Origin of the sequence: Pseudonocardia sp. MH-G8 (assembly GCF_002262885.1) — a bacterium.
GTDB lineage: Bacteria > Actinomycetota > Actinomycetes > Mycobacteriales > Pseudonocardiaceae > Pseudonocardia.
In genome coordinates this window covers 38,931-64,329 of sequence record NZ_NKYF01000041.1, presented here as the reverse complement: position 1 = coordinate 64,329, position 25,399 = coordinate 38,931, and the positions used below count along the sequence as shown (strand labels likewise).

The window sequence follows — 25,399 nt, the reverse complement described above, 5'->3', positions numbered from 1 at the left end:
TGCGGCCGCCGGCCACCGGCGTCGGGCAGGGTGGCGTGGTCGGCATGGGCGAGGACGAACCCACACGCATCCGCGAGGGCCTCGGCCTGACGCTGCCCCGTCGATCGTTGATCATCGCGGCCGAGAGGCTTCGCCTTGGCGTCGATCACGGTGGCGATCGCGTCGAACATCGCCGGATCGTCGAACTGCCCGCTGATCGTGCCGCCCGACCCGTCGCGACGCTTGCGGACCTGCAGCCGGTTGACCGGCTCCGGCGGGTTGTCATCAGGCTCGGGGCCGTCGCCGTCGAGCGCCTCCAGGAGCTGGGTGCCCAGCTTGCGTAGTTGCCCGGGCGAGTACTCGCCGGCCATACCGGCCAGCTGCTCTTCCAACCCCGCCCGTTGCCAGTCGGTGATCCGCCCGGCCTCGGGGGTGTTGAGCAGGGCGGCGATGACTTCGACGTGGCGCAGGCCTGCGTGTCCGGCGGCGAACGCCTTCCCTGTGGCGGGCAGGCGGGCGGGGAGCACGGTGCCGTCGATCCCGATCTGTTCGCACGCCTGCTCGGCGGCCACGACGCGGCGGCGGGCTTCGTAGGAGTCGCAGCCCAGAAGGTCGGTGAGTGCGCCTTCGGGTTTGCGGTAGCCGCGTTCGGCGAAGGTGCCGCGCCGTTGCAGCGCGGCGGTGGTGGAGACGGTGAGGTGGTCGTGTTGTCGGGACATGCCTTCACCGATGGTGAGTACCGACAGCAGTTCCGCGTCTGAGGTCAGGGGGTTTTCCGCGGCCTGCCGGAATGCGTCGAACGCCTCTTGGAGGTGTTCGTATGCGGCGGTGACTGCGGACATGCCTCAAGTTTAGTCGAACAGGTGTTCGATGGCATGGGTCTGTTCGGGTGGTCCACTATTTGCAATAGTGAACGTTGCGCGCTCACCGTCCACCTGATCATGAGACGGGCGGACATGATCGGCGAAAGTGGTGTGGGGGCGACAGATCTGACGCCCTCACGCCATTCTTGGCGATCATGACCGCGAGCCGGCGCGCGAGCCGCGGAGATGATCGGCGCACAGCAGTAGCCACGTCTGCGAGACCCTCCCGCCGACCCACCGAGATCTGCAGTATCGGTTGCTGGTTGCTGCCCGTGGAGCACGGAATCGGACCGGCGGATGTCAGACGATGATCGCTGCGAGAAGCACCTGATGTCGCCGCGACAGCACCCACGCACTGCTCGGACCGATCACCAGGCCGTGATCACCCCGACAAGTACGCAATTGTCGCAGCGCCCGCCCTCAGGTACTGATCGGATCGATCACTGCGGCCTGGCCTCCGACCCGCGGCGCCGGTCATGGGCGAATGGTCGTGATCGGAGATCGACCGGCCGCATGCCCGTGATCGACTCAGGACCGCGGTGCGGGCCTGACCGATTGGGCAACCGGCTCCGCACGGCCACGAGCAGCCGTGTCGGGGGTGGTGGCGGACCCGGGTGGAACTACGGATCCGCGAGTCGGGTGCGGCGGGCACGCTTCCCGTCGTGATCCGCGCATCCCGTCGTCTCGTCACCGTGGTCGCCGCCGTGCTCGGCCTCGCCGGCTGCTCCGCCGCCGACCGGGCCGTCCTCCTCGCGCCACCGTGCCGCGCCGGCGCCGGCGCTCCGCAACCCGTCGAGCCGGTGTCGGGCACCGTGTACGCCTGGAAACCGCACTTCGCGGCCGCGCAGGAAGGCGGTGCGGGGATCGGTGGGGCCGGGCCGGAGGTCGTCCCCGGGTGGAGCGATGTCGTGTCGCTCGCGAGTTCCGGGTTCACGACCTACGCGGTCCGCGCCGACGGCACCGTGTGGGTCTACGGACTCGGGCACCTGGGCAGCCTCGGCGACGGCGAGCTCGCCCGGCACAGCGCCCCGGCCCCCCAGCAGGTTCCCGGGATCAGCGATGCGCGCTCCGTGCACGTCGTCGGGTCGGCGGCGTTCGTCGTGCGCGCCGACGGCACGGTGCTGGCCTGGGGGGAGGGGTTGCTCGCCCACGGTGGGACGCGGGACAGCGTTCGTGACCACGTCGGGTCGCCGCGCCCGGTCGACGGCCTGACGGGGGTGCACGCGATCGCCCCGGGTGCCCTGACGGCCCTCGCGCTGCGCACCGACGGAACCGTGGCCGGATGGGGCATCAACCTCACCGACGTGCTGGGCGATCGGGCCGACACGTCGCTGACGACCGTCGACGGTGTCTCCGGTGTCGTCTCGCTCGCGTCCGCAGGGGGTGCCGTGGTGGCTGCGTCCGCCGAGGGCGGTGTCTGCGCGTGGGGCAACAACGCGCACGGCCTGCTGGGCGTGACGCCCACCGGTGGCCAGACCGGCCGGCCGGTCGAGGTGGCCGGGCTCGTGGACGTCGTCCAGGTCGCCGGGGGCTCGGACGTCGCCTACGCGCGGGACCGGCACGGGGGCGTGTGGGCCTGGGGTCGCGGCGCTGCGGGCGCGCTCGGTGACGGGCAGGCGGGTGACCACGTCTCGGCCGTTCCCACCCGGGTCGCGGACCTGCCACCTGCGCGGTGGATCGGGGCCACCGGCCTCACCGGCTACGCCGTCGACGCCGACGGCGGCCTCTGGGCGTGGGGTTCCGGGGCCGCGATCGGCCGCTACGCCGCGGGCTCGGCGCTCACACCGGTGCGGATCCCGCTGCCCGGTCCGGTCCTGGCGGTCTCCGGCAGCCACGCGCTCGTCGCCGCGCCGGCCTGACGGCACATCGTTTCGCGAGGGCGCGACGCAGGGACCGGGTCACCAGCTCGAACGTTGTTTTGTAGCCGGACTTAACCTAAGTTGAGCGGACGGGCAATCGCGACCTGGGGGGACGACATCGAAGAGTCGACGCACCGCCGCGGGAGCTGAGGATGCGTATCGCGGTCACGGGCGCGGCGGGCAGGCTCGGCAGACGTGTCGTCGCCCGCGCCCTGGACGCCGGCCACGAGGTGATCGCCGCCGACCTGCCGGCCGCGCTCGAGGGCCAGCAGGTCGACGGTGTGGAGTGGCGTTCGGCGGACGTCACCGATCTGGAGCAGGTGCGCGCCGCGCTCGCCGGGGCGCAGGGCGTGGTCCACCTCGGCGCGCTCATCCATCCCCGCTACCCGGAACCGCTGGTGACCCGGACGAACGTGGACGGCACGCACCACGTGCTGGTGGCGGCCGAGGAGCACGGTGCAGGCGCGGTGTGCCTGGCGTCGAGCATCAACGCGATCGGGGGCGTGTTCAGCGCCGCCGCGCGCTACGACGCCTTCCCGGTGACGGAGGAGCACGCGTCCTACTGCGAGGACTCCTACAGCCTCTCGAAGTGGATCCTCGAGCAGCAGTCCGCCGCGTTCGCGCGGCGCAGGCCGGAGGTCGCGTTCACCGCGCTGCGGCTGCACGCGCTGTGCGAGGACCACGCCGAGGCCCGGGAGCGGTGCGACGACGAGCGTCGCCGCGGCGAGCTGTGGGGCTGGACCTCGCTCGACTCGGCCGCCGCTGCGTGCCTGCTCGCGCTGCACCGCCGGGCGCCGGGACACGCGGTCTGCAACGTCGTCGCGACCAGGACCGCCAGCGGCACGCCCTCGGAGGAGCTGGCCCGGCGCTGGTACCCGGACGTGCCGCTGACCACCCCGCTTCCGGGGGATGCCGGCTTCTACGCGACGGGAGCCGGGCTCGCGGTGCTCGGCTGGGACGCCCGTGACGAGCACCCCGCCCTGTCGGACGACGAGCGGGCGGACGGCGAGCGGGCGGACGGCGCGAGCGCGGGACCCGCGGGCAGAGCCTGATCGAACGCGTATCCGCGCCGGGCGAGTGCCCGAGCGCCGGGAAGGACGTACCCGTGTCCCCTCCACCCGGGACGACCACGTCGTCGTGGGCCGATGCCCGAGTCACCACCGCGGGCGCCGTCATCTACGTCTTGACGGCACCGGGGCAGACCGCCGCGGTGTCGGTGTTCATCGGTCCGCTGGTCGCGGAGCTCGGGGTGAGCCGCACGCTGATCTCGACCGCCTACCTGATCGGGACGGTCCCCGGCTCGGCGGCGCTGCCTCTCGTCGGGCGGGCGATGGACCGGCGCGGTGCCCGGCCCGTGCTGCTCGTGGTCGGTGCGGTGTTCGGCGCGGTCCTGCTGGCGCTCTCGACGGTGAGCGGACTCGTCGGGCTCACCGCCGGGTTCGTGGGCATCCGCTTCGCCGGCCAGGGCGCGCTCACCCTGGTGGCCACCACGCTGGTCGCCTACCACGTGCAGCGGCGGTTGGGCACGGCGATCGGGATCGTCACCGCGGTCGGTTCGGCCGGGATCTCGCTCGTGCCGATCGGGCTCGAGGCCCTGGTCGCCGAGCACGGTTTCCGCACGGCCTGGCTCGTGCAGGGCATCGCGGTCTGGGTGGTGATCCTGCCGATCGCGTTGTTCGGCGTCCCGCGGCGGCGGCGCAGCGAGCCCGAGGCGGGCGCCTCCGTGACGGCGGCGGGCGCGCCGGGATCCGCGCGGGCGGCCTTGCGGGTGCCCATGTTCTGGGTGCTGTCCGGCGGCATCGGGGTGCTGTCGCTGGTCGGAACCGCGCTGACCTTCCACCAGGTGGACGTCCTGGGCGAACGCGGTCTGACGTCGGCGGAGGCGGCCGCGACCTTCCTGCCCCAGATGCTGGCCGGCCTGGCCGCCACTCTGCTGATCGGGCCGCTGCTCGACCGCTACTCGCCGCGGCCGGTGATGATCGGCTCGATGCTGCTGCTCATCGTGACGCTCGTCGCCGGCGGCTACGTCGGACCGGGGTGGGGTGCCGTGTTCTACGGGGTCGCCCTCGGTGCCGCGGGCAACAGCTTCCGCACCGTGGAGGCGGCCTCGCTGCCGCGCTACTTCGGCACGGGCAGCATCGGGGAGATCCGCGGCATCGTGCACACGGTCGCCGTCGTGGCCTCGGCGCTCGGGCCTGTGCTGCTGGCCGTCGGGCACCAGGCGGTGGGGTCCTACCGGCCGCTGTTGCTCGCGATGATCGTCCTGCCGCTCGGGTTGCTCGCGGGGATCATGCTGGTGCGCGACCCACAGGACCACATCGCCTGACGGGTCAGAGGACGCCCTCCCGGAGATGTCCTGCCCGGGTGGTCGCGAAGGCCGCGAGGAAGGCGTCGATGGCCGCTTCGCCCGCGCCCAGTAGCGGAGCCTTGCCGCCGAGCTGAGCGGGGACGATGTCCAGGGACCGGTTCGTCAGCGTGGGGCGGTGGTGCTCGACGACGTCCCGGAGCGCGGGTTCGAAGTGCTGCAGCAGGTGGGCGAACAGGCCGCCGAGGATGACCCGCTCCGGGTTGAAGAGCGAGAGCAGGGTGGCGATGCCGGCGCCGAGCGGGGGGACGAGCGCCGCGAGCGCCGCGTGCGCGTGCGGATCGTGGCGGTCCGCGCGGGCCAGCAGTTCGGCGAGCGCGGTGCGGCGACCGGAGGCACCGTGGGCGCTGACCCCGGCGTGCCGGAGCACCGCATCGGCGGCCACCTGGGTCTCCCAGCAGCCGTGGCCCCCGCAGTAGCAGGGCTGCCCGCCGGGATCGAGCACCATGTGGCCGACTTCTCCGCCGTAGCCGGGGTGGCCGCCCAGCAGGAGCCGGCCGTCCACGATGAAGCCGCCTCCCACGCCGAGCTCGGCGTACAGGTAGATCATGTGGTCGTGCGCGCGGCCGGCCCCGCGCAGGTGCTCGGCGAGCGCGCTGAGGTTGCTCTCGTTGGCGGTGACCAGCGGGACGTCCACGTCGACGCGCCGGTGCAGTTCCTCGGCCAGCGGCAGGTCGCGCCAGCCCAGGAGCGGGGCGAGCGCGACGGAGCCGTCGGTGGCCCTGACGAGTCCGGGAACGGAGATCCCCACCGCGAGGGGCGGGGAGGAGAGCGTGTCGAGCCGGTCGCGGACCAGGCTCGCGAGCTGGTCGAGGCTGGCGCCCGGGTCGCCGGGGACGTGGTCGTGGGGCACCTCGCTGACCTCGGACACGGTGCCGCCGAGGCCCACGAGCGCGGCGCGCAGGCTGTCCGCGCGGATGTTGACGGCGAGAACGCGGGCCCTGTCGTCACGGGGGGCGACGAGCAGGGACGGGCGGCCACGTCGGCCGCCGGATGTCTCCGACTCCGACTCCGTGACGAGCTCGCGCGCGATCAGCTCGGCGACCAGGTCCCCGACCGCGCTGCGGGTCAACCCGGTGACCCCGCCCAGCTCGACCCGCGTGCTGGGGCCGGACAGGTGCAGGTGGCGCAGCACGGTGCGCAGGTTGTGCCGGCGGACGCTGATCGTGTCGCGTCCCGTTCCCAGGCCCATGGCTCACCTCTGCGGACGGTGCTGACCGCGGCCCGCCACGTGCGTGCGATCCCGGGGTCGGAGCCGAGGTGCGACTGTCGCACAGCGGCGAGCTCCGGGCCGTGCCGGGTGCGGCGGCGTCATGAGCCGATGCGGATGATCGACTTGATCCCGCTGGGGTCGCTCTCGAACGCTGCGGGCCAGGCTTCCAGCGGCACCTGATCGGTGAGCAGACCCTCGGCCCACCCGGGGTCGGCACGGCACAGCGCGTCGTGGCCGGCCTCGAAGTGGCGGCGGTTCGAGTTGACCGTCCCCATCAGGATCTTGTTCCGGGAGATCAGGTCGCGGGACAGCTCGGCCAGGTCCACCGTGCCCGCCGAGCGGACGTCGCCGGCACCGACCAGGCAGGCCGCCCCTCCGGGCGCGGTGTGCGCGACGGCTTCGGCGACCAGGGCGCCGCTGCACTCCACGACGGCGTCGAACACGCCGTCCAGCTGCTCGGTGGACGCGTGGAACGTCGCTCCCAGCGCCTGTGCCTGCTCCCGCTTGGGGCCGTGCGCGACGCGGTCCACGACGTGGACGTCCAGCCCGCGCTGCGTGCCGAGCAGGGCGGCGAGCAGGCCGATGGGCCCGGCGCCCAGGACCAGCACGCGGCGGCGCGGCCTGCGCGCGACGTGATCCAGCTGCTCCCACGCCTTCGCGACCACGCTGGCGGGCTCGACGAGCACGCCGGCCAGGCCGAGGGCGGGATCCACCCGTACCGCGTACTCGGGCTCGAGCCGGTAGCGGTCGGAGGCGAAGCCGTCCCGGCCGAGGATGCCGCGCTCGGTGTAGCGGCCGTTCTCGCAGAGGTCGAACCGTCCTGCTGCGCAGGACGGGCAGGGCACCGGGTCCGGCCGTCGCACGATCCCCGCGACGAGATCCCCGGCCGACACTCCCGCGCCCGGCGGCGCGTCCAGGACCCGACCCAACGACTCGTGGCCGACGACGAGGGTGTTCCGGCCCGCGGGCGGGTGCCGGGGTCCCGCGGCGACGATGTGGCGATCGGTGCCGCAGATGCCGACCGCCAGCGCCTCGACGAGGATCTCGCCGTCCTCGAGCGACGGCTCGGGGACGTCGTCCAGCACCAGCTCGCCGGCTCGACGGAGGCTCAGTGCGCGCACCGGAGGTCTCCTCTCGTTCCCGGAGGGCGGCGAGAACGGCTAGTTTTGTATTCGAACTTAACATAGGCTGAGCTCCTCGATGAGGAGGAGCCGATGAAGATCGTCGATCTGAGGTGCGCGGTGATCGGGCAGAGCCCGATCGTGCGGATCGTGACCGACGAGGGCGTCGACGGCTTCGGGGAGATCGAGTCGTCCAAGCCGTACATGCGCCCGGTGGTCGAGATGTACAAGGACTTCCTGGTCGGCGAGGACCCCACCGACGTCGAGCGTTGCCTGCTCAAGATCCGTCGCTTCGCCGGGTTCAAGCCGTGGGGAAGCGCGGTGTCGGCGATCGAGATCGCCCTCTGGGACGTGGCGGGCAAGGCCGCGGGGTTGCCGGTGTACAAGCTGCTCGGTGGCAAGGTGCGCGACCGCGTGCGCGTCTACAACGGGGGAGTGCGGCCGGGGCTGCGCGGCCACCGTCCCGAGGACTACGCCGAGGCCATGGCCGCGATGAAGGCTGCGCCCGAGGGCTTCACGCTGATCAAGGAGGGCGTCGGCTACCACGGGCCGATGGCCCCGAACACGCCCGGTTTCTCCTACGCCGAACCGCGCACCGGCCCGCGCCACCCCAACCGCGGCCCGCTCACCGAGCGGGGGCTGAAGCACATCGTCGCGTGCGTCGAGGCGATGAAGGACGTGCTGGGCGACGAGGTCGGGCTGGCGCTGGACGCCGGGCCCGGTTTCACCGTGCCGGACGCGATCCGGCTGTTGCGGGCGCTGGAGCCGTTGAACCTGATGTGGGTGGAGGACCTGCTCACCGGCGACTACGTGCCGTGGGTGCACGCGGAGCAGTACCGCGAGGTCACCGTCGCCACGAGCACGCCGACGCATACCGGAGAGCAGATCTACCTGCGGCAGAACTTCAAGGACCTGATCTCCACGCAGGCCGTGCGCGTGGTCGGCCCCGACCCGTGTGACGTCGGCGGGATCGCCGAGCTGAAGTGGGTGGCCGAGTACGCCGACCTGCACGGGGTCCTGATGGCCCCGCACGGCGTGCTCGACGGCGTGTTCGGCCTCGCCGCGCTGGTGCAGGTGAGCGCCACGCTCCCGGACAACTTCATCGCGTTCGAGTACCCGGTCGCCAGGCCGGACTGGTGGTACTCGATCGTGACGGGCCTGCCGGAGCAGATCGTCGTGGACGGGTTCATCGAGGTGTGGGACCGGCCGGGCCTCGGTATCGAGTTCGACCGGGAGGCCGCGAAGGCGCACCTGCGCCCCGAGGACGAGGACTTCTTCGCATGAACACGGATCGTTCCCAGCCGGCGACGCGGACGGTCGGGCGTACCGGCGTCGAGGTCACGACGCTCGGGTTCGGCGGTGGGGCGCTCAAGCTGCCCCGGGCCGAGTACTCCGAGGACGACGCGGCGGCCGCGCTCGACGCGTCGTGGGCCGGCGGGGTTCGCTACTACGACACCGCGCCGTTCTACGGGCGCGGGATCAGCGAGCAGCGACTCGGCCGCTTCCTCGGCGGCAAGTGCGACGAGAGCTTCGTGCTCTCCACGAAGGTCGGGCGGCTGATCCGCCCGGCCCGCGCGGTGCAGCGGCCTGCGGCGCGGACCGCGATGGGCGACCCCGCCACGTGGGAGGTGCACTACGACTACAGCCGCGACGGTGTCCTGCGCTCCGTCGAGGACTCGATCCAGCGGCTGGGCGTCTCGGCGATCGACCTGGTGCTCGTGCACGACCTCGACACCGGCCACCTCGGGCCGCAGGCGCGGATGGACGCCCACACCGACGACCTGCTGCGCTCGGGCTGGGCGGCCCTGCAGGACCTCAAGGCGCAGGGCGTGATCCGCGGCGTCGGGTTCGGGATCAACGAGATCGGGCTGGTGTCGCACTGGCTCGACCGGTTCGACCCGGACCTGTTCCTCGTGGCGGGCCCGTACACGTTGATGGAGCAGGGCGGGCTGGCCGAGCTGGACCGCTGCGCCGAGCGCGGCGCCGGCGTGGTGATCGGGCAGGTGTTCGCCTCGGGCGTCCTCACCACGGGCCCGGTGGCGGGGGCGAGCTACTACTACCGCGACGCCGGTCCGGACGAGCTGGAGCGGGCCCGGCGGCTGCAGGAGGTGTGCGCGTCGTTCGGCGTGCCGCTGCCCGCGGCGGCGGTGCGGTTCCCGCTCGGGCACCCGGCCGTCGCCGCCGTGATCCCCGGGGTGAAGGACGCCGGCGAGGCGCGGTCCTGCCTGGACGCCTTCGCCCACGACATCCCGGCCGGGCTGTGGGCGGCGCTGACGGACCAGGGCCTGGTGACGCCCGACGCGCCGATTCCCGCATGAGGGCGCCGTGGACGTTCGCCGACGCCGCGAACGCAGCACTGCCCGACGGCGAGGTGCTGCTGTGGTGGCTGGGGCAGGCCGGGTTCCTGCTCCGCGGCGCGGGCGCGACCCTGCTGGTCGACCCCTACCTGACACCGACCGGGGCGCGGCAGGTGCCACCGCCGTTCCCCGCGGCCGACGCCGTCGGTGTGGACGCCGTGCTGGTGACCCACGAGCACGGCGACCACCTCGACGTCGACGTCGCCCGCGCGTTCGCCGAGGCCGGATCCACGGCGCGGTGGGTGGTGCCGGAGCCGGTCGCCGGCAAACTCGAAGCCCTCGGGATCCGCCGGGAGCTGATCGAACCCGCCCGGCCCGGCCGGCCGGTCACGATCGGCGCGGTGCGGGTCGACCCGCTGCCGGCCCACCACGGCATCGACATGACGGACGCCTACGGCACCGGTGCCGAGCACTCGGGCGGGCCGGCGCGCTTCCTCGGCTACGTCCTCGATCTCGGCGGCACGCGGATCTACCACTCGGGCGACTGCATCGACTTCCCCGGGCTCGCCGACGAGCTCGCCCGGCTGGACGTGCACGTCGTGCTGCTTCCGGTCAACGGCCGGGACGCCGAGCGGGAGGCTCGCGGCATCGTCGGCAACATGTCCGCCGAGGAGGCGGTCGACCTGGCCGCGCGGGCGGGCGCCGAGGTGTTCGTCCCGATGCACTGGGACATGTTCGCGGGCAACCCGGGCCATCCCTCGCGCGCCGTCGCGCTCGTCGAACGTGACCACCCCGAACTGGCAGTGCTCGTTCCGAGCAGGGCCCGCCCGATCGGCGTCCGCCGGTTCGGGCCGCGACGACCAGGAGTGGCCTGATGAGCATCGAGACCCGGTTCTTGGGCGCCAGCGGCCTGCAGGTGCCGGTGCTGACCATGGGGACCATGACGTTCGGTGGCGCCGGCCGGCACGCGCCGATGGGGCACGTGCAGGTCGACGAGGCAACGCGCATGGTGGACATGTGCCTCGAGCGCGGGGTCGACTTCTTCGACACCGCCGACGTCTACTCGCAGGGCCTGTCGGAGGAGATCCTCGGGCAGGCACTGGGCAAGCGCCGCCAGGACGCCCTCGTCGCCACGAAGCTCAACGGCCCGATGGGCGAGGGCGTCAACGACCGCGGCCAGTCCCGCCACCACATCATCGCGGCCTGCGAGGCGAGCCTGCGGCGCCTGGGCACCGACTGGATCGACCTCTACCAGGTGCACTCCGTGGACGAGCGGACACCGATGGAGGAGACCCTGAGCGCGCTCGACGACCTGGTGCGCCAGGGCAAGGTGCGCTACATCGGCTGCTCGAACTACTCGGCGTGGCACCTGGTGAAGGCGCTGTCGACCGCCGACCGGCGCGGGTTGGAGCGGTACGTCTCCCTGCAGGCCTACTACAGCCTCGTCGGTCGCGAGCTGGAGCGCGAGCTGCTGCCGGCGAGCCAGGACCAGGGGGTGGGCGTGCTCGTCTGGAGCCCGCTCGCCGCCGGCTTCCTCACCGGCAAGCAGCGCAGGGGCGAGGCCCCGCCCGCGGGCAGCCGCCGCGAGACCACCGGCGACACCGGCACGATGGACGCGGAGCAGGGCTTCGACGTCGTCGACGTGCTCGACGGGATCGCGCGCGAGCACGGTGTCAGCATCGCGCAGGTCGCGATCAACTGGCTGCTGCGCCGCCCCGGCGTCACGTCGGTGATCATCGGCGCCCGGACGCCGGAGCAGCTGCAGGACAACCTCGACGCTGCGTCCTGGGAGCTCACCGCCGAGGAGGTGGCCCGGCTGGACGAGGTGAGCGCGCGCCCCCTGCCCTACCCGTACTGGCACCAGCTGAAGATGAACCGCCCCCGCCTGCGCTACACGCTCGCGGACTCGGGAGCGCCGCCGGCCTGATCACCCGCACTCGTAGGCTCACCCCGTGCTCCCGGGGGAAGCGGACGCGGTCGCGGGTTCCGCCGCGCGGATCTGGTCGGCCCGCGGCGAGGTGGTCGGGGCCGGGTTCGTCGTGGGACCCGACACCGTGGCCACCTGCGCGCACGTGGTGGCAGAGGCGTTGGGCGCCGATCCGTACGCGCCGGAGCCTCCGGCCGGACCCGTCGCGCTCGACCTGCCGCTGCTGGGCGACGGGGAAGAACCGCCGCGGGTGACGGCGGTGGTGACCCGGTGGCTGCCGATCGCGCCCGACGGGACGGGTGACGTCGCGTTGCTGCGGGTGCGCGAGCCGCTCCCCGCCGGGGCGCGGATGCCGCCGCTGCGGCGGGCGGACGAGCTGTGGGGCAGGCCGGTCCGGGCGCTCGGGTTCCCCGACGGCGCCTGGGACGGGGTGTGGTCGGCGGGACGGCTGCGCGCCGCGCAGGGCACCGGCTGGGTGCAGCTGCAGGGCGACCCGGGCGAGCAGCCCGTCGTCGGCGGGTTCAGCGGCTCCGCGGTGTGGGACGACGGGAGCGGTGCCGTCGTCGGCATGACCGTCGCGGCGGACCGCGTTGAGACCAGCACCGCCTACCTCGTGCCGATCGACCGCGTCCTCGGGCTCGACCCCGAGCTGCTGCCGTGCCCGTACCAGGGGCTGGCGCCGTTCACCGAGGAGCACGCGGCCTACTTCTTCGGCCGGGACCAGGAGATCGAGCGGCTCGTCGACACCGTGGGCCGGGAACCGCTGGTCACGCTGGCCGGTCCCTCCGGGGCGGGGAAGTCCTCGTTGCTGCGGGCGGGTCTGTTGCCCCGCCTGAAGCAGGCCGGCACGGCGGTCGTCGAGCTGCCCGTCGGGGCGTCGGTCACCGACTTCCGGCCCGACGGCACCGAGCAGGTGCTCGTCCTCGACCAGTTCGAGGAGCTCGCCGCCCGGGACCCGCGCTCGGCCCGCGAGCAGCTGGAGGAGCTGGTCCGGCTCACCGGTTCCGGCCGGGTCCGCGCCGTACTGACGCTGCGCTGGTCCGCGCTGGATGAGCTGCTCACACCGGCGCTCGCCACCGTGCTGGAGGCCGGCACGCTGCACATCACGCCGCTGGGCCGGACGAACCTGCGGGAGACGATCGTGCGCCCGGCCGAGCGGGCGCCGGGCTTGACCTTCGAGCCGGGACTGGTCGACCGCATCCTCGACGACGCCGGTGCCGAGCCCGGTCAGCTGCCGCTCGTCGAGTCGCTGCTCGCGGACCTGTGGCGGCGCCGCGACGGAGGGCGCCTCACCTGGCGCGGGTACGCGGAGGCGGGCGGCGTCAGCGGTGCGGTGTCCCAGCACGCGGAGCGCGTGGTGGCGGAGCTGGCCGGCTCCGGGCCCGATCCGGATCCCGATCTCGAGGACCGGCTGCGAAGGCTGTTCTCGCTGCTCGCCGCCCCGGACCGGGCGGGACGATTCGTCCGCAGGCCCGTCGCGTCCGGGGCGCTCGCGCCGGAGCTGCGGACGCTCGTGACGCCGCTGGCCGCGGGCCGGCTGCTCGTACTGGGTCGCGACGCGAGTGGCGCCGAGGTCGTGGAGCTGGCCCACCAGGCGTTGATCGACCACTGGCCGCGGTTGCGCGACCGGCTCGAGCAGGACCGCGCCTTCCTCGCCTGGCGCGACCAGACCGACCAGCAGCGCGATCGGTGGGTCGGGTCCGGTCGCGACGACGGGAGCCTGCTGCGAGGGTCGGCGCTGGCGGTCGCGGCCGAGTGGCTGCCGGTCCGGGGCTCCGAGGTCGCGCAGGTGACCCGCGAGTTCGTGAAGCGCAGCGCGGTCCGCCAGCGCCGCGAGGTGCGGCGCTGGCGGGTCGTCACGGCGCTGCTCGCGGTACTGGCACTGGCCGCAGGCACGCTCGCGGTCGTCGCCGTGCAGCGCGGGGACCGGCTCGCCGCGCAGCTCGCCGCCGCCCGGGCCGACGTGCTCGGACGCGAGTCGGTGGCCCGGTCCGAGTCCGATCCCCTCATGGCCGCGCAGCTCGCGCTCGCCGCGTACCGGGCGGACCGGACGAACCCCGCCGCGCGCACCGCGCTCGCCGCCGCGTACCTGTCGCTGCAGGGCACCGACCTCGTCCTCCCCGACCTCGGCGGCAACGTCGGGGTCGCTCCGGTCGACGCCGACTCGGCGCTCGTCGTGGTGCCGACCGGCCGGATCGTGGTGACCGGGCTGTCCGGGCCGACACCACAGCGATGGCCGATCCCCGACGACAGCATCGAACGCCCGATCGCCGTGTCGGGGCGGTCGCTCGCCACCACCGACGCGGCGGGCGACCTGCGCGTGTGGGACGTGCCGACCCGCTCCCTGCGCCAGACCGTGCCGGTCCGTGGTGAGGTCCGTTCCACGGTCCGCTGGGGCGATGCGCACGTCGGCGCCCTGGTGGCGCGGCCGTCAGGGCCCGTGCTGGTGCTCGTGGACACCACGACCGGGGCGATCTCCGAGCGGGCGCTGCCCGGAGCAGCTCCCGATCTCCTGCGCATGACGCTGCTCCCGGACGAGCGGACCGTGCTGGAGGAGTTCGCCCCAGGGCTGCAGGCCCCGATCGCCGGGAGAGCCGTCCGCGTCCTGGCCGAGGACCCGGCCGGCGATCGCGAACTGCCGCTGCCGATCGACGCCGTGCCCGTGCGAGGGGGTGCCGCCAGGATCACGTGCGCGCTGCCGGCACAGCCACGGGGATCGGCTTCGGTGCAGGTCGCCCCGGTGGCGGGAACGACGGCTGCGCGCACGGTCGAGCTGTTCTGGGGCACCTGCGCCGATGCCCGCCGCACCCTCGACGGGCGCTGGCTGGTGGAGAACACGGGGGAGGTGCGCGGTCGCGGACAGGACGTCCTGCGCCTGACCGACCTGACCGACGGCGCGCAGTTCCAGGCCGTCGTCCCACCGGTACCCGTCGAGTCCCGCGGACTACCGAACGGGGCGCTGGCCCCCGACGCGTCGGTCGCGGCGGTCCGGCGTCCCGACGGCGGCGCCACGGTGCTGCTGATGCGTGGTCCCACCCTGGACGACGACGCCGCGACCGCGGCGCTCCTGCGGGTGCAGGCGACGCCGGTGCCGCAGGGCGGCGACTTCCACCTCGCCGGCACGGACGGCCGGTACGTCGTCACGGGAACCGAGGGCGTCGGGCTCTCGGTGAGCGACCGGGCATCGGGTGCTCGGGTCGCCGAACTCCCCCTCGACATCCGGCCGAGCACGAGCTCTGTCTCGGTCGACGACGGCGTGTGGCTCCGGCAGCGCGAGCCCGACGGCTGGGCCCTGCGCCGGTTCGCGCTGCCCTCCCTGCGCGAGCTCCCCGCTGTCGACGTGCCGCCCGGTGATCCGGCGAGCGCGTACGCGGACACGGCCGACGTGGACCGCGGCGCTCCGCCCGACGGCCCCGTCGTGGTGGTGACCGACGCGGTGCTGGCCGCAGCGGACCGGACCACCGGAGCGCGGCTGGGCCCGTGGACCCCCCTCGGCGCGAGCGAGCCCGAGCGGGCGGCGCTGCGGCAGGAGGCCGACCTCTGGGCGCGGCCGGCACACCCCGGCCAGGTCCTGGTCAACATCGCCCCCGGCGGCCTGCAGCTGTGGGACGCCGCGGCCGGTGAACTGCTCGGCACGATCCCCGTCCTCGCGGCAGGGAAGGCCGGGGTGGCCGTCGACCGGGACGGGCGGCGGGTGGCGGTCCTGTCGGTGCGCCAGACCCTCGAGGTCTACGACCTCGACACCCTGCAAGCGCTCCGGCCGCCGATCGCCCTGTCCGGGCTGACGCCCCAGGGTTTCACCGCCGACGGCTACCTCGTCGCCACCGACGTGGGGTACGGCAACAACAGGCTCGTGTTCCTCGACCTCGTCCTCGGCCGCGAGGCGGGGACGATCATCCCGGGCACCGCGGTCGACCAGGTCGGCACCATGCCCACGGGGGAGACGACGGTGACCGGCGAGGTCCCTGGGCAGGCCCCGACCGAGCTCGCGCTGCGGGGCGACAGCTGGTTTGACCACGTCTGCCGCGTGCTGGACCGCCCCTTCACCGAGGCCGAGCTGGCGGTCCTGCCCGGCGAGACCGACACCTCCCCGCCGTGCGGGAGCTGAGCGCCCCGGAGCGGCCGTGCCCGGTGCGTTGCCCGGCCCGGACACGCGGCGGTACCGTGACGGTGATCACGGGCGCTCGGTGGGTGGAGCGGTCAGCACACGGGTCGACGGGAGTGGTCATGGGGCGAGTCGCCGGTTCTGCGGTCGGGTCCGCGGTGGTGCTGGCAGCGCTGTTCGCCGGGTCAGGCACCGCCGTCGCGGCGCCCGCGGCCCCGGCAGGCGGCCAGGGGGCCACCGCGTGCGGCGACGCCCCGGCGGGCACCGACACCGGCGGGAGCGGCTCCTCGGCGGCCGCCGATCCGCTCGAGGTGCTGTGCCGGCTCATCCAGCAAGGAGCCGCAGGCTCGGGCGGCAGCGCAGGCGGTGAGGCGACCAGCGGCACGAGTGGCGGCTCGGCGTCTACTACGGCGTCCACGACGGCGGCCTCCGGTAGCACGGCCTCGGGCGGCACGGCGTCCGGTAGCACGGCCTCGGGCGGCACGGCGTCCGGTAGCACGGCCTCCGGCGCCGCGGCCACCGGCGGCGGCACCGCCGCAACCGGCGCGAGCGCCACCGCCCCGGCCCCGGGCGCGGCCGCTCCGCCCGCGGGCGGGGTGCTGAGCAGCATCCTGGCGTTCCTCGCCGGGTGCCTCCAGGCCGTCGGCCTCTGAGCCGCCGAACGCCTCGGCTCCTCGGACCGGTCGGGCGCCTGCAGTGCGACAGCGCGTCCACCTGGGCTCGGCGGGCGACGCCGAGGACGCGGTGGCGGACACATTCCTGCGGTGGCAGACGGCCGACCGCGACCGCATCGAGGTGCCCGAGGCGTGGCTGACGAAGTGCTCACCACCGTGTGCCTCGACCAGCAGGCCAGGTCCGCGGCCGTCACCGGCCGGACGGGTGCCGCATCGAGGAGGTCGTCTGCGCGGGCGGGGCCTGGAGCACGTCGCACCCGACGATCCTGCTGCCGACCCGCCGCCGTGTCCGCGCGGCCGTTGCGGTCTGACCGGAGGTCAGCCTGCTCGCGTGTAGCAGCGCGTGCGCGGCGTCGAGCGCCGGGCGCCACAGGGTCTCGTTCGCCACCGGTGGCCTGCTGACGTGCAGCCGGTTCGTCGCGAGGACGATCGTGGCCGCGTGCTCGGGCAGCACGGCGAAGGTCGTGCCGGTGAAGCCCGGGTGGCCGAACGCCGTGGTGGTGCAGCCGCCGGCCGTCGTCGGCCACGACCGGAACCCGCGCGACTGGCCCGGGTCCGGACCGGTGGCCAGGAAGGCGGCCGGCGCCGGCGCGTCCCACGGGCCGTCCCCGGACGCGCTGCGGCACAGCGCGCCGCCGATCCGCAGCAGGTCCTCGACGTCGGAGAACAGCCCGGCGTGCCCGGAGACCCCGCCGAAGGTGTGGAAGGCGTTGCCGTCGTCGACCTCGCCGACGAGCACGTGGTCGCGCCAGCCGGCGAAGTCGGCGCCCGTGCGCGGCACCGGGTAGGGCGTCCCGCTGTCCAGCATCTCCCGTTCGATCACGTCGCCGCGCCCGCCCGCCGCGACGTCGGCTCCCACCGGCGCGGCGAACGCGGTGCGCGCCGTGCCGGCCGGCTCGAGCACCAGCTCCCGGACCGCCGCCGGCAGCGCCGCACCCGCGGCGGCCTCGACGACCTGGCCCAGCAGCATGAAACCCAGGTCGGAGTAGTGCCGCCCGGTGCGGGGCGGGTAGCGCGGCGGGAGCTCCCGCACCAGCGCGGCGCCCTCCTCCGGGCCGTCCACATCGCAGTAGGTCGGCCACCACTCCCAGAGCCCGGCGCGGTGCAGCAGCAGGTCGTCGAGGCTCATCGGGCCGGTGCCCGGCAGGAACCGGCGCACGGGATCGGCCAGGTCGAGCGCCCCCGAGGAGGCGAGTGCCAGCAGTGCCGTCGTCGTGCCCGCCACCTTCGTCACGGACGCGAGGTCGTGGCTGGTGGCCGCGGTCATCGGGAGCGGCTCGGGCACGCCGAACACCTGCCGGTGCCCGGTCACCGCGATCGCGTCGACGCCGGGCGCACGCACCGCGAGGCAGGCCCCGGGCGGGCCGGTGAGCCCGCGCACGACCTCGCCGAGGTCGCCCGCGTGCGCCGGCCGGATCACGGGATGGCCGACAGCGACGCGGCCGCCGCCACGTGGCAGGCCGCCCGGTGCGCGGGCCGGATCTCGCCCAGCAGCGGGAGGTCGGTGCGGCAGACGTCCTCGGCCACGGGGCAGCGTGGGTGGAACGGGCAACCCGACGGCGGGGCGACGGGGTTGGGCACCTCGCCGACGACGGTGGCCTCGAGCGGCTGGGCCAGCGTCGGGTCCGGCACGGGAACCGCGCCGCGCAGCCCGGCGGTGTAGGGGTGCAGCGGCGCGTCGAGCACGTCCTTCCAACCGCCGTCCTCGACGACGCGCCCGAAGTACATGACGGCCACGCGGTCGCTGATCTGGCGGACCATCGCCACGTCGTGGCTGATGAAGACGTAGGCGAGCTGCAGCTCGGTGCGCAGGTGCACGAGCAGGTTCATCACCTCGGCGCGCACGGAGACGTCCAGGGCGGACACCGGCTCGTCCAGCAGCAGGACGCGCGGCTCCACGGCCAGGGCGCGCGCGACCCCGACGCGCTGGCGCTGCCCGCCCGACATCTCGTGCGGCAGCCGCTGGGCGAAGGCCTCCGACAGCCCGACGAGGTCGAGCAGCTCCACCACGCGGCGCGTGCGGTCGCGGGCGGTGGCGCCGATCCGGTGGACCGTGAGCACCTCCTCGAGCGCGCCGCCCACGGACTGGCGCGGGTCGAGCGAGGAGTACGGGTCCTGGAAGACCATCTGGATCCGTCGCCGCTGCTCGCGCAGCTTCCGCCCGCGCAGGGCCGTGAGGTCGATGCCGTCCAGCACCACCCGCCCCGACGTCGGGTCCTCCAGGCGCACCAGCACCTTCGCGAGCGTCGACTTGCCGCAGCCGGACTCGCCGACGATGCCGAGCGTCTCGCCGGCGTCCAGGGTCAGCGACACGCCGTTGAGGGCGTGCACGACGGCGTCGGAGTCGCGCACGGGGAAGCGCTTGACCAGGTCGGTGGCCTCGAGCATCACGTCCACTCCTCGGGGGGCACCCAGCACGCGGCACGCCCGGCCGCGCGCTCCAGCAGCCGCGGCCGCTCCCGGCAGACGTCGCGGGCCTGGGGGCAGCGCGCCCGGAACGCGCAGCCCACCACGTGCTCGGTGGGCAGCGGCGGCCTGCCGGGGATCTGGGCGAGCGGGGGACGGGCGTCGTCGGCCGGGTTGGGCAGCGACGCCAGCAGCCGCTCGGTGTAGGGGTGCTGCGGCGCGGCGAAGACCTGCCGCACCGGCGCGTCCTCCACGACGTGCCCGCCGTACATCACGACCACCCGCTCGACCAGCCGCGCGACCACGCCCAGGTCGTGGGTGACCCAGATCGTGGTCATGCCCATCTCGCGCTGCAGCTCGGCGACGAGCGCGAGGATCTGCTGCTGGATGGTGACGTCGAGCGCGGTGGTGGGCTCGTCGGCGATGAGGAGGGTGGGCCGCAGCGCGAGCGCCATCGCGATGACGACGCGCTGGCGCATCCCGCCGGAGAACTCGTGGGGGTAGGAGCGGCTCGTGCGCTGCGGGTCGGGGATCCCGACCCGCGTGAACAGCTCCAGCATGCGCGCCCGGGCCGCGGCGGCGTCGACGCCGTGCACGCGCAGGGCCTCCACGACCTGGTCGCCGACCCGCATGAAGGGGCTCAGCGAGGTCATCGGGTCCTGGTAGACCATCGCGATCTCGCGGCCGCGCAGCGCGCGCATCTCCGGCTCGCTCAGGCTCGCGAGGTCGTGGCCCTGGAACTGCACGCGTCCGCGGCTGATGTGCAGCGGGTCGCCGAGCAGCCGCATCAGGGCCAGCATCGTGACGGACTTGCCCGACCCGCTCTCCCCGACGACCCCGACGGTCTCGCCACGGCTCAGCGTGAGGTCGATGCCGTGCACGATCTCGACGGGACGGCGCCGGCCCGCGGCCACGGCGAGGTCGCGGACCTCGAGCACGGGTGCGTCGCTCGTCGTCGGGACCGCTGCGGCGGTGCTCGGCTCGGCCTTCACCCCGCGACCCCTTCGGCGGCGGTCAGCCGCAGCGATGCGGGCGCGCCGGTCAGCGGCTCCGGCAGGCGCAGCGGTCCGGCGCCCGGGGTGATCGCGCCGAGCACCCGCGGTGCGGACGCGCCGGTGGCCGTCGGCAGCGTCGCCGGGAGCCCGTGCAGCGTCTGCCAGCCGATCAGCGCGAACGCGATCGCCTCCTTGTCCGGCGGTGGCGCGCCGAGCTCGGCGGAGGTCGCGAGCCGCACGCCGGGGAGGCGGTCGGCGAGCATGCGCATCATCGTGGGGTTCGCGCACCCGCCGCCGGAGACCACGAGGGTGTCGACGCCGGCGCCGCGCACCGCGTCGGCCACCGTCTGCGCGGTGAGCGCGGTGAGCGTGGCGACCAGGTCGGCCGGCTCGACGGGACGGGCGTGCCGGGCGAGCGCGGCGGCCACGTAGCCGTCGTGGAACAGCTCCTTGCCGGTGCTCTTCGGCGCGGGCAGCCGGTAGTAGGGCTCGGCGAGCAGGTCGGCGAGCATGTCCTCGTCCACCCGGCCGCGGGCGGCGAGCGCGCCGTCGGCGTCGTAGCCGGCGGGGTGGGTGCCGGTGCGCAGCACGGCGGCGTCGACCAGCGCGTTCGCGGGACCGATGTCCCAGGCCAGGGGCCCGCCCGGTGCACCGGGAACGGTCATGTTGGCGATCCCGCCGAGGTTCAGCGCGGCGGGCTGCCCCGGCAGCGCGCCGAGCAGCAGGGTGTCGAGGTAGGACACCAGCGGCGCGCCCTGGCCGCCGACGGCGATGTCGCGGATCCGGACGTCGGCGACGACGGGCACGCCGAGCCGCTCGGCGATCCATGCGGGTTGGCCCAGCTGCAGGGTGCCGAGGGCACGTCCGCCGTGCACCCAGTGGAAGACGGTCTGCCCGTGGGAGCAGACCGCGTCGACGGGCGTTGTGGCGAGGATCTTCTCGGCGGCGTCGGCGAACGCCTGCCCGATGAGCGTGTCCAGCTCGCACACCTCGGCGAGCGACGTGTCGGCCGGGGGCAGTGCGGCGAGGATGCGCGCGCGCAGCGCCGGGTCGTACGGCGTGCTCGAGGTGGCCGTGACCTGCCCGTGCAGCGCGTCGCCGCTGCGCCGGAAGTCGACGACGGCGGCGTCGATCCCGTCGTGCGACGTCCCGGAGATCATGCCGAGGACCTTCACCGCTCTCCCTCCATCGCCGCCCGCAGGCGCCCGTCGACGGCGGCGAGCCTCGCGGTGGCCTGCTCCTCGTCGAGCCCGCTGTGCAGGTGCAGGATCGCGAGCTTTACCTGCATGTGCGAGGCCTCCAAGGCCGCTGCGGCGCGGTCCCGGGACGCGCCCGTGATCGTCATGACCGTGCGGATCGCCCGCTCCCGCAGCTTCGCGTTGGAGGCGTGCAGGTCGACCATGAGGTTCCCGTAGGTCTTGCCGAGCCGCACCATCACGATCGTCGAGAACATGTTGAGCACGAGCTTCTGCGCGGTGCCCGCCTTGAGCCGGGTGGATCCGGCCACGACCTCGCCGCCCACCGGCACCTCGATCGCGTGCTCGGCCGCAGCGCTGAGCGGGGTACCGGTGTTGCACGACAGCCCGATGGTCAGGGCACCGCGACCGCGCGCCTCGGCGACCGCCGCCACGACGAACGGGGTGCGCCCGCTGGCCGCCAGACCCACCACGGAGTCGAGCGGGCCGATGTCCTCGCCAGTGATCGCCGCGCGGCCGGCGTCCTCGTCGTCCTCCACGCCCTCCTGGGCGGCGAACACCGCGTCCCGCCCGCCCGCGATGACCCCGCGCACCAGCTCGGGGGGCGTCCCGAACGTCGGCGGGCACTCCGAGGCGTCGAGCACGCCGATCCGGCCGGGGGTGCCCGCGCCGACGTAGAGCAGCCGCCCGCCCGCGCGCACCCGCTCGGCCACGGCGTCGATCGCCGGCACGATCTGCGGCAGCGCGGCGCGCACGGCCGCGGGCACCTCGGCGTCGGCCTCGTTCATCAGCGCGGCGAGCTCGGCGACGCTCGCCGTGTCGATGGTGGCGTATCGCGGATCGGCGCGTTCGGTGACGAGCCCACCGAGGCCCTCCCCGTTCGCGAGCTCGGTCACCTACGGTCTCCGTTCTTCGGGTCGAGCGCGTCGCGCACGCCGTCGCCGAGGAGGTTGAGCCCCACGACAAGCGCGACGATCACGGCGCCGGGGGCGGCCATGGTCCACCACGCCACGTTCACCAGCACCCGGGCCTCCAGGACCATCGAGCCCAGCGACGGGGCCGGGGGAGGGGTGCCCAGGCCGAGGAAGCTGAGCGACGCCTCGGTGAGCACCGCCCAGGACAGCGACAGCGTGATCTGCACGATCACGATCGGCGCGATGTTCGGCAGCACGTGGCGGGCGAGCGTGCGCAGCGGGGAGAAGCCGAGCACGGTGGCGGCCTGCACGAAGTCGGCCTCGCGCAGCGACAGCACCGGCCCGCGCGTCACCCGTACGAAGATCGGCGTGTAGACGATCGCGATGGCGATCGCCACGGTCAGCCAGGTGCGTTCGAACGCCGAGGCCAGAGCCAGGGCCAGCAGCAGCGGGGGGAACGCGAACAGCACGTTCGTCACCCCGAGGATCGAGCGGCCCGACCACCCGCCGAAGAAGCCGGCGAGCACCCCGGCGACGGTGCCGACGACCGTCGCGATCGCCACCGCGACCACGGCGATGAGCAGCGAGTTCGCCGCGCCCGACGCCGAGCGGGCGAACACGTCGCGGCCGAACTGGTCGGTGCCGAACCAGTGCGTGCCCGACGGGCCCTGCAACCGGTCGGCGGGGTTCTGGGAGATGGCGTCGAACGGCAGCGCACCGGTGGCGGCGGCCAGTGCGGCGAGCACGACGAGCGTCACGAGGACGGCCCCGACGAGTCCGCTGCGGCTCGCGAGGGTCCGCGGCAGCAGGCCGCGCCTGGCCGCGGCCGCGACCGGAACGGGGGTGGCGACGTCGGTCACGAGGCACGCACCCGCGGGTCGATCAGCCGGTACAGCAGGTCCGTGGCCAGGTTGACCAGCACGAACGTCAACGCGATGACCAGCACCGTGCTCTGCACGACGGCGTGCTCCTTCTGTTGGATGCCGAGGAGCACCTGACGCCCGATGCCCGGCACGGAGAAGATCTGCTCGACGACCACGGCCCCGCCGAGCAGGTAGCCGAACTGCAGGCCGGTCATCGTCACGATCGGCACGAGCGCGCCGCGCAGCACGTGCCGGAACTGGATCGCCCGCGGGCCGACGCCCTTGCCGCGCGCGGTGCGCACGAAGTCCTGCCCCCGCACCTCGAGCAGCGCGGAGCGGGCCGTCCGCATGATCGGTGCGGCGAGCCCGAACCCGAGCACCAGCGCGGGCATCAGCATCTGCTGGAGGTTGAGCGTCGGGTCGCTCGTGAGGGGCGCGAACTGCTCGGCGTTGGGGTTGTAGCCCAGGAACCGCGCCGAGGCCGCGAGCAGCGCCGAGCCCAGCAGGAATGCCGGGATCGACAGCCCGGCCAGCCCGAACGTCTGGCCGACGGCGTCGCGCGCGGAGTTCGGGCGCGACGCCGACAGCATGGCCGCGGCGACCCCGAGGACCAGCCCGACGACCAGCGACAGCAGAGCCAGCTCGAGCGTGATCGGCAGGGCCGCCGCCGTCATCTCCAGCACCGACTGCCCGCTGCGCTGCGACGCGCCCAGGTTGCCCGTGAGCACCGCGCCGATCCACGTGAAGAACTGCACCACCAGGGGCTGGTCGAGCCCGTAGTACGCCTCGAGTGCGGCGCGTTGCGCCGGGGTGAGCGCCGCGGCCTCGGTGCCGAGGCTCGCCGTGATCTGGTCGCCGGGGATCGCCCGGAGCATCACGAAGACCAGGACGGCCACGCCGAGCAGGGTGAGCGCGGCCTCGAGGATCCGGCGGGCGAGCGGGTGCCGTAGGACCGCGGTCATGACCCGCTGACGGTGGTCTCGCGCAGGAACTTCAGCGAGCCGTTGGCCATCGGGGTGAAGCCGCTGACCTCGGGCGTGGTGGCGGTGTAGGTGAAGCTGGTGAACAGCCAGACCCAGGCGGCGTTGTTCTCCAGCTCCGCCGACACCTGCTCGTAGACGGCCTTGCGCGCCGCGGGGTCGGACGTCGCCTTGCCCTGGGCGAACAGCGCGTCGAGCGTGGGGGAGCTGTAGCCGGCGACGTCGTTGAGGTTGCCGGTGCTCGTGAAGTAGCGCCCGTACATGCCGTCCGGGTCCGGCCGGCCGCCGTTGAGCGCCACGGCGCTCTGGAAGTCCGCCGCCACCCAGCGGTCGACGAAGGCGCCGGACTCCAGCACCTCGAGGTTCATCGTGATGCCGGCCTCGGCCAGCTGCGCTTGGATGTTGGTGGCCTCGTTGACCGACGTGGCGTACTCGCCCTGCGAGACGATCGTCGAGACGGTCAGGCCGCCCGCGTGGCCGGACTGCGCGAGGTACTGCTTCGCCTTCCCGACGTCGCGCTGCGGGCACGGGCGCGCCGCCGGGTCGGAGCGGTAGGCCGGGGAGGTGATCGGGCCGGTCACCTCGCCCTCGCCGAGCGCCGCGGTGTCGAGCACCTGCTGGCGGTCGACGGCGCACTGGACCGCCAGCCGCACGTTGACGTCGTCGAAGGGCGCCTTGCGGGCGTTGAACTGCAGCGCGTGGTAGGAGAGCTGCGGCGTCTTCGCCACCTGCACGCCGGTTGCCTCGGCGCTCTGCGCCACCAGCGGGTCGTCGAACACCGCGAACTGCACGTTCCCCGACTGCAGCGCCGAGACGATCGAGGTCTCGTCCGGGATCACCCGGAACTCCAGCGAGGGCAGCGCGGGCGCCCCGCCCCAGAACGACGGGTTCGCGGTGAGCCGGATCGACTCGTTCGGCGAGCGCTCGGCGAAGGTGAACGCGCCCGTGCCGTTCGGGGTGTCGGCGAGGGTCTGCTCGGAGTCCTCGCTGGAGAGCATGGCGAGGTTCACCGAGGCCAGGGCGGCCAGGATTCCGGCGTCCGGGCCGGAGAGGGTGAGCACGACGGTGGCCGGGTCGGGCGCCTCCACGGCGGTGACCGAGGCGAGGCCTGCGGCGGCGACCGCGCCCGTCGCCTCCTCGCGGATCCGGTCGAGCGAGGACTTCACGTCCGCGGAGTCGAAGGCGCTCCCGTCGGCGAACGTGACGCCCTGGCGCAGCGCCAGCGTGACGGCGGTCCCGTCCTCGGACACCTGCCACGACTCGGCGAGCCCCGGCACGACCTCGAGGTTCTCGTCCAGCTCGGTGAGCGTGCCGTAGAGCTGCTCCAGGACGTTGACGGCCTGGAACTGCGTGGCCTTCCAGGGGAAGAGCGTGTCGGGGTCGGAGGTGGCGCCGACGACGAGCCCGCCCGGCCCCGCGGCGCCGCCGCCGGCCGGGGCGCCCCCGCCTCCGGAGCAGGCGCTGAGCAGCACCGCCCCCGCCACCGCGAACGCGCCGAGCCGTACCCCTCGCCGGCTCGTCGTCACGTTCCGAAGCATCGTCGCACCCTCCGCACCCGCATCCCCGCTGCTGTCGGCGGCAACAGGACCACAGCGGCACCGCAAGGTCAAGAGTTTCTGGCTCTGGCGCCTATTCGTAACAA

The 25,399-nt window shown here is 74.2% G+C and carries 20 protein-coding genes; 9 read left to right on the top strand and 11 right to left on the bottom strand.

Annotated elements, in window-relative coordinates; genetic code table 11:
- Positions 1-821, bottom strand: an 821-nt coding sequence (locus CFP66_RS44070) for a DUF222 domain-containing protein (RefSeq protein ID WP_143517604.1), incomplete at its 3' end; no start/stop codon positions are given.
- 683 nt (positions 822-1,504) lie between these two features.
- Here CFP66_RS44070 and CFP66_RS44065 point away from each other — a divergent pair.
- The 3 genes from CFP66_RS44065 (at position 1,505) to CFP66_RS44055 (ending at position 5,027) form a co-directional block, all read left to right on the top strand.
- Complete coding sequence (locus tag CFP66_RS44065; protein WP_198962100.1) at positions 1,505-2,701, top strand: hypothetical protein; 1,197 nt, start codon at positions 1,505-1,507, stop codon at positions 2,699-2,701.
- A gap of 152 nt (positions 2,702-2,853) precedes the next feature.
- Positions 2,854-3,753, top strand: coding sequence for an NAD(P)-dependent oxidoreductase (locus CFP66_RS44060; RefSeq protein ID WP_094931347.1), 900 nt, complete (start codon positions 2,854-2,856; stop codon positions 3,751-3,753).
- A gap of 53 nt (positions 3,754-3,806) precedes the next feature.
- Entirely contained in the window at positions 3,807-5,027 is a 1,221-nt protein-coding gene (locus CFP66_RS44055; protein ID WP_198962099.1) for an MFS transporter, read from the top strand.
- Between the two features lie 4 nt (positions 5,028-5,031).
- Here the strand turns inward: CFP66_RS44055 and CFP66_RS44050 are convergent, their stop codons facing one another.
- Together CFP66_RS44050 and CFP66_RS44045 are read right to left on the bottom strand one after the other, a co-directional pair.
- A complete protein-coding gene (locus CFP66_RS44050; RefSeq protein ID WP_094931346.1) occupies positions 5,032-6,258 on the bottom strand; it encodes an ROK family transcriptional regulator in 1,227 nt (408 codons plus the stop codon).
- A 119-nt stretch (positions 6,259-6,377) separates the two neighbouring features.
- A complete protein-coding gene (locus CFP66_RS44045; protein ID WP_094931345.1) occupies positions 6,378-7,400 on the bottom strand; it encodes an alcohol dehydrogenase catalytic domain-containing protein in 1,023 nt (340 codons plus the stop codon).
- Positions 7,401-7,493: 93 nt separating this feature from the next.
- On the opposite strand from CFP66_RS44045, the gene CFP66_RS44040 reads away from it, so the two are divergent.
- From CFP66_RS44040 to CFP66_RS44015, 6 genes are all read left to right on the top strand, one after another.
- Positions 7,494-8,684 carry a mandelate racemase/muconate lactonizing enzyme family protein gene (locus CFP66_RS44040; protein WP_094931344.1) on the top strand — a complete coding sequence of 397 codons (1,191 nt, stop codon included), beginning with the start codon at positions 7,494-7,496 and terminating at the stop codon, positions 8,682-8,684.
- Positions 8,681-9,718 carry an aldo/keto reductase gene (locus CFP66_RS44035; RefSeq protein ID WP_094931343.1) on the top strand — a complete coding sequence of 346 codons (1,038 nt, stop codon included), beginning with the start codon at positions 8,681-8,683 and terminating at the stop codon, positions 9,716-9,718. Before CFP66_RS44040 ends, CFP66_RS44035 begins: the two co-directional genes overlap by 4 nt.
- A complete protein-coding gene (locus CFP66_RS44030) occupies positions 9,715-10,572 on the top strand; it encodes an MBL fold metallo-hydrolase (RefSeq protein ID WP_094931342.1) in 858 nt (285 codons plus the stop codon). Before CFP66_RS44035 ends, CFP66_RS44030 begins: the two co-directional genes overlap by 4 nt.
- Positions 10,572-11,624: an aldo/keto reductase gene (locus tag CFP66_RS44025; RefSeq protein ID WP_233160233.1), complete on the top strand. Its 1,053-nt coding sequence runs from the start codon at positions 10,572-10,574 to the stop codon at positions 11,622-11,624. Before CFP66_RS44030 ends, CFP66_RS44025 begins: the two co-directional genes overlap by 1 nt.
- Before the next feature lie 25 nt (positions 11,625-11,649).
- Positions 11,650-15,732, top strand: coding sequence for a serine protease (locus CFP66_RS44020; protein ID WP_094931341.1), 4,083 nt, complete (start codon positions 11,650-11,652; stop codon positions 15,730-15,732).
- Between the two features lie 119 nt (positions 15,733-15,851).
- Positions 15,852-16,382, top strand: a complete 531-nt coding sequence (locus tag CFP66_RS44015) for a hypothetical protein (protein ID WP_094931340.1) — start codon at positions 15,852-15,854, stop codon at positions 16,380-16,382.
- A 211-nt stretch (positions 16,383-16,593) separates the two neighbouring features.
- On the opposite strand, the gene CFP66_RS49715 is transcribed toward CFP66_RS44015, so the two are convergent.
- From CFP66_RS49715 to CFP66_RS43970, 8 genes are read right to left on the bottom strand one after another with little or no spacing between them, the layout of a single operon-like run.
- Entirely contained in the window at positions 16,594-17,823 is a 1,230-nt protein-coding gene (locus CFP66_RS49715; RefSeq protein WP_158228452.1) for a serine hydrolase, read from the bottom strand.
- On the bottom strand, positions 17,820-18,791 hold the full coding sequence (locus CFP66_RS44000; protein WP_094931351.1) for an ABC transporter ATP-binding protein: 972 nt from the start codon (positions 18,789-18,791) through the stop codon (positions 17,820-17,822). Before CFP66_RS44000 ends, CFP66_RS49715 begins: the two co-directional genes overlap by 4 nt.
- Positions 18,791-19,801, bottom strand: a complete 1,011-nt coding sequence (locus CFP66_RS43995) for an ABC transporter ATP-binding protein (RefSeq protein WP_094931338.1) — start codon at positions 19,799-19,801, stop codon at positions 18,791-18,793. The genes CFP66_RS44000 and CFP66_RS43995 overlap by 1 nt, the downstream gene beginning before the upstream one ends.
- The gene (locus CFP66_RS43990) at positions 19,798-20,979 is read right to left on the bottom strand and encodes an anhydro-N-acetylmuramic acid kinase (RefSeq protein WP_094931337.1); all 1,182 of its coding nucleotides are present in this window, start codon (positions 20,977-20,979) and stop codon (positions 19,798-19,800) included. The genes CFP66_RS43995 and CFP66_RS43990 overlap by 4 nt, the downstream gene beginning before the upstream one ends.
- Positions 20,976-21,896, bottom strand: coding sequence for an N-acetylmuramic acid 6-phosphate etherase (gene murQ, locus CFP66_RS43985; protein ID WP_094931336.1), 921 nt, complete (start codon positions 21,894-21,896; stop codon positions 20,976-20,978). The genes CFP66_RS43990 and murQ overlap by 4 nt, the downstream gene beginning before the upstream one ends.
- Positions 21,893-22,774 (bottom strand): ABC transporter permease, encoded by an 882-nt coding sequence (locus CFP66_RS43980; RefSeq protein WP_094931335.1) that lies wholly within the window; start codon positions 22,772-22,774, stop codon positions 21,893-21,895. Before CFP66_RS43980 ends, murQ begins: the two co-directional genes overlap by 4 nt.
- Complete coding sequence (locus tag CFP66_RS43975) at positions 22,771-23,739, bottom strand: ABC transporter permease (RefSeq protein ID WP_094931334.1); 969 nt, start codon at positions 23,737-23,739, stop codon at positions 22,771-22,773. Before CFP66_RS43975 ends, CFP66_RS43980 begins: the two co-directional genes overlap by 4 nt.
- Entirely contained in the window at positions 23,736-25,283 is a 1,548-nt protein-coding gene (locus CFP66_RS43970; protein WP_198962098.1) for an ABC transporter substrate-binding protein, read from the bottom strand. Before CFP66_RS43970 ends, CFP66_RS43975 begins: the two co-directional genes overlap by 4 nt.
- Between the last annotated feature and the right edge of the window lie 116 nt (positions 25,284-25,399).

What these genes read in the sequence shown, in the direction of transcription:
- CFP66_RS44025 (WP_233160233.1), top strand. Translation starts at nt 10,572, where the DNA reads ATGAGCATCGAGACCCGGTTCTTGGGCGCCAGCGGCCTGCAGGTGCCG.
- CFP66_RS44000 (WP_094931351.1), bottom strand. Translation starts at nt 18,791, where the DNA reads ATGCTCGAGGCCACCGACCTGGTCAAGCGCTTCCCCGTGCGCGACTCC.
- CFP66_RS44050 (WP_094931346.1), bottom strand. Translation starts at nt 6,258, where the DNA reads ATGGGCCTGGGAACGGGACGCGACACGATCAGCGTCCGCCGGCACAAC.
- CFP66_RS44015 (WP_094931340.1), top strand. Translation starts at nt 15,852, where the DNA reads ATGGGGCGAGTCGCCGGTTCTGCGGTCGGGTCCGCGGTGGTGCTGGCA.
- CFP66_RS44035 (WP_094931343.1), top strand. Translation starts at nt 8,681, where the DNA reads ATGAACACGGATCGTTCCCAGCCGGCGACGCGGACGGTCGGGCGTACC.
- CFP66_RS44060 (WP_094931347.1), top strand. Translation starts at nt 2,854, where the DNA reads ATGCGTATCGCGGTCACGGGCGCGGCGGGCAGGCTCGGCAGACGTGTC.
- CFP66_RS44030 (WP_094931342.1), top strand. Translation starts at nt 9,715, where the DNA reads ATGAGGGCGCCGTGGACGTTCGCCGACGCCGCGAACGCAGCACTGCCC.
- CFP66_RS43975 (WP_094931334.1), bottom strand. Translation starts at nt 23,739, where the DNA reads ATGACCGCGGTCCTACGGCACCCGCTCGCCCGCCGGATCCTCGAGGCC.
- CFP66_RS44040 (WP_094931344.1), top strand. Translation starts at nt 7,494, where the DNA reads ATGAAGATCGTCGATCTGAGGTGCGCGGTGATCGGGCAGAGCCCGATC.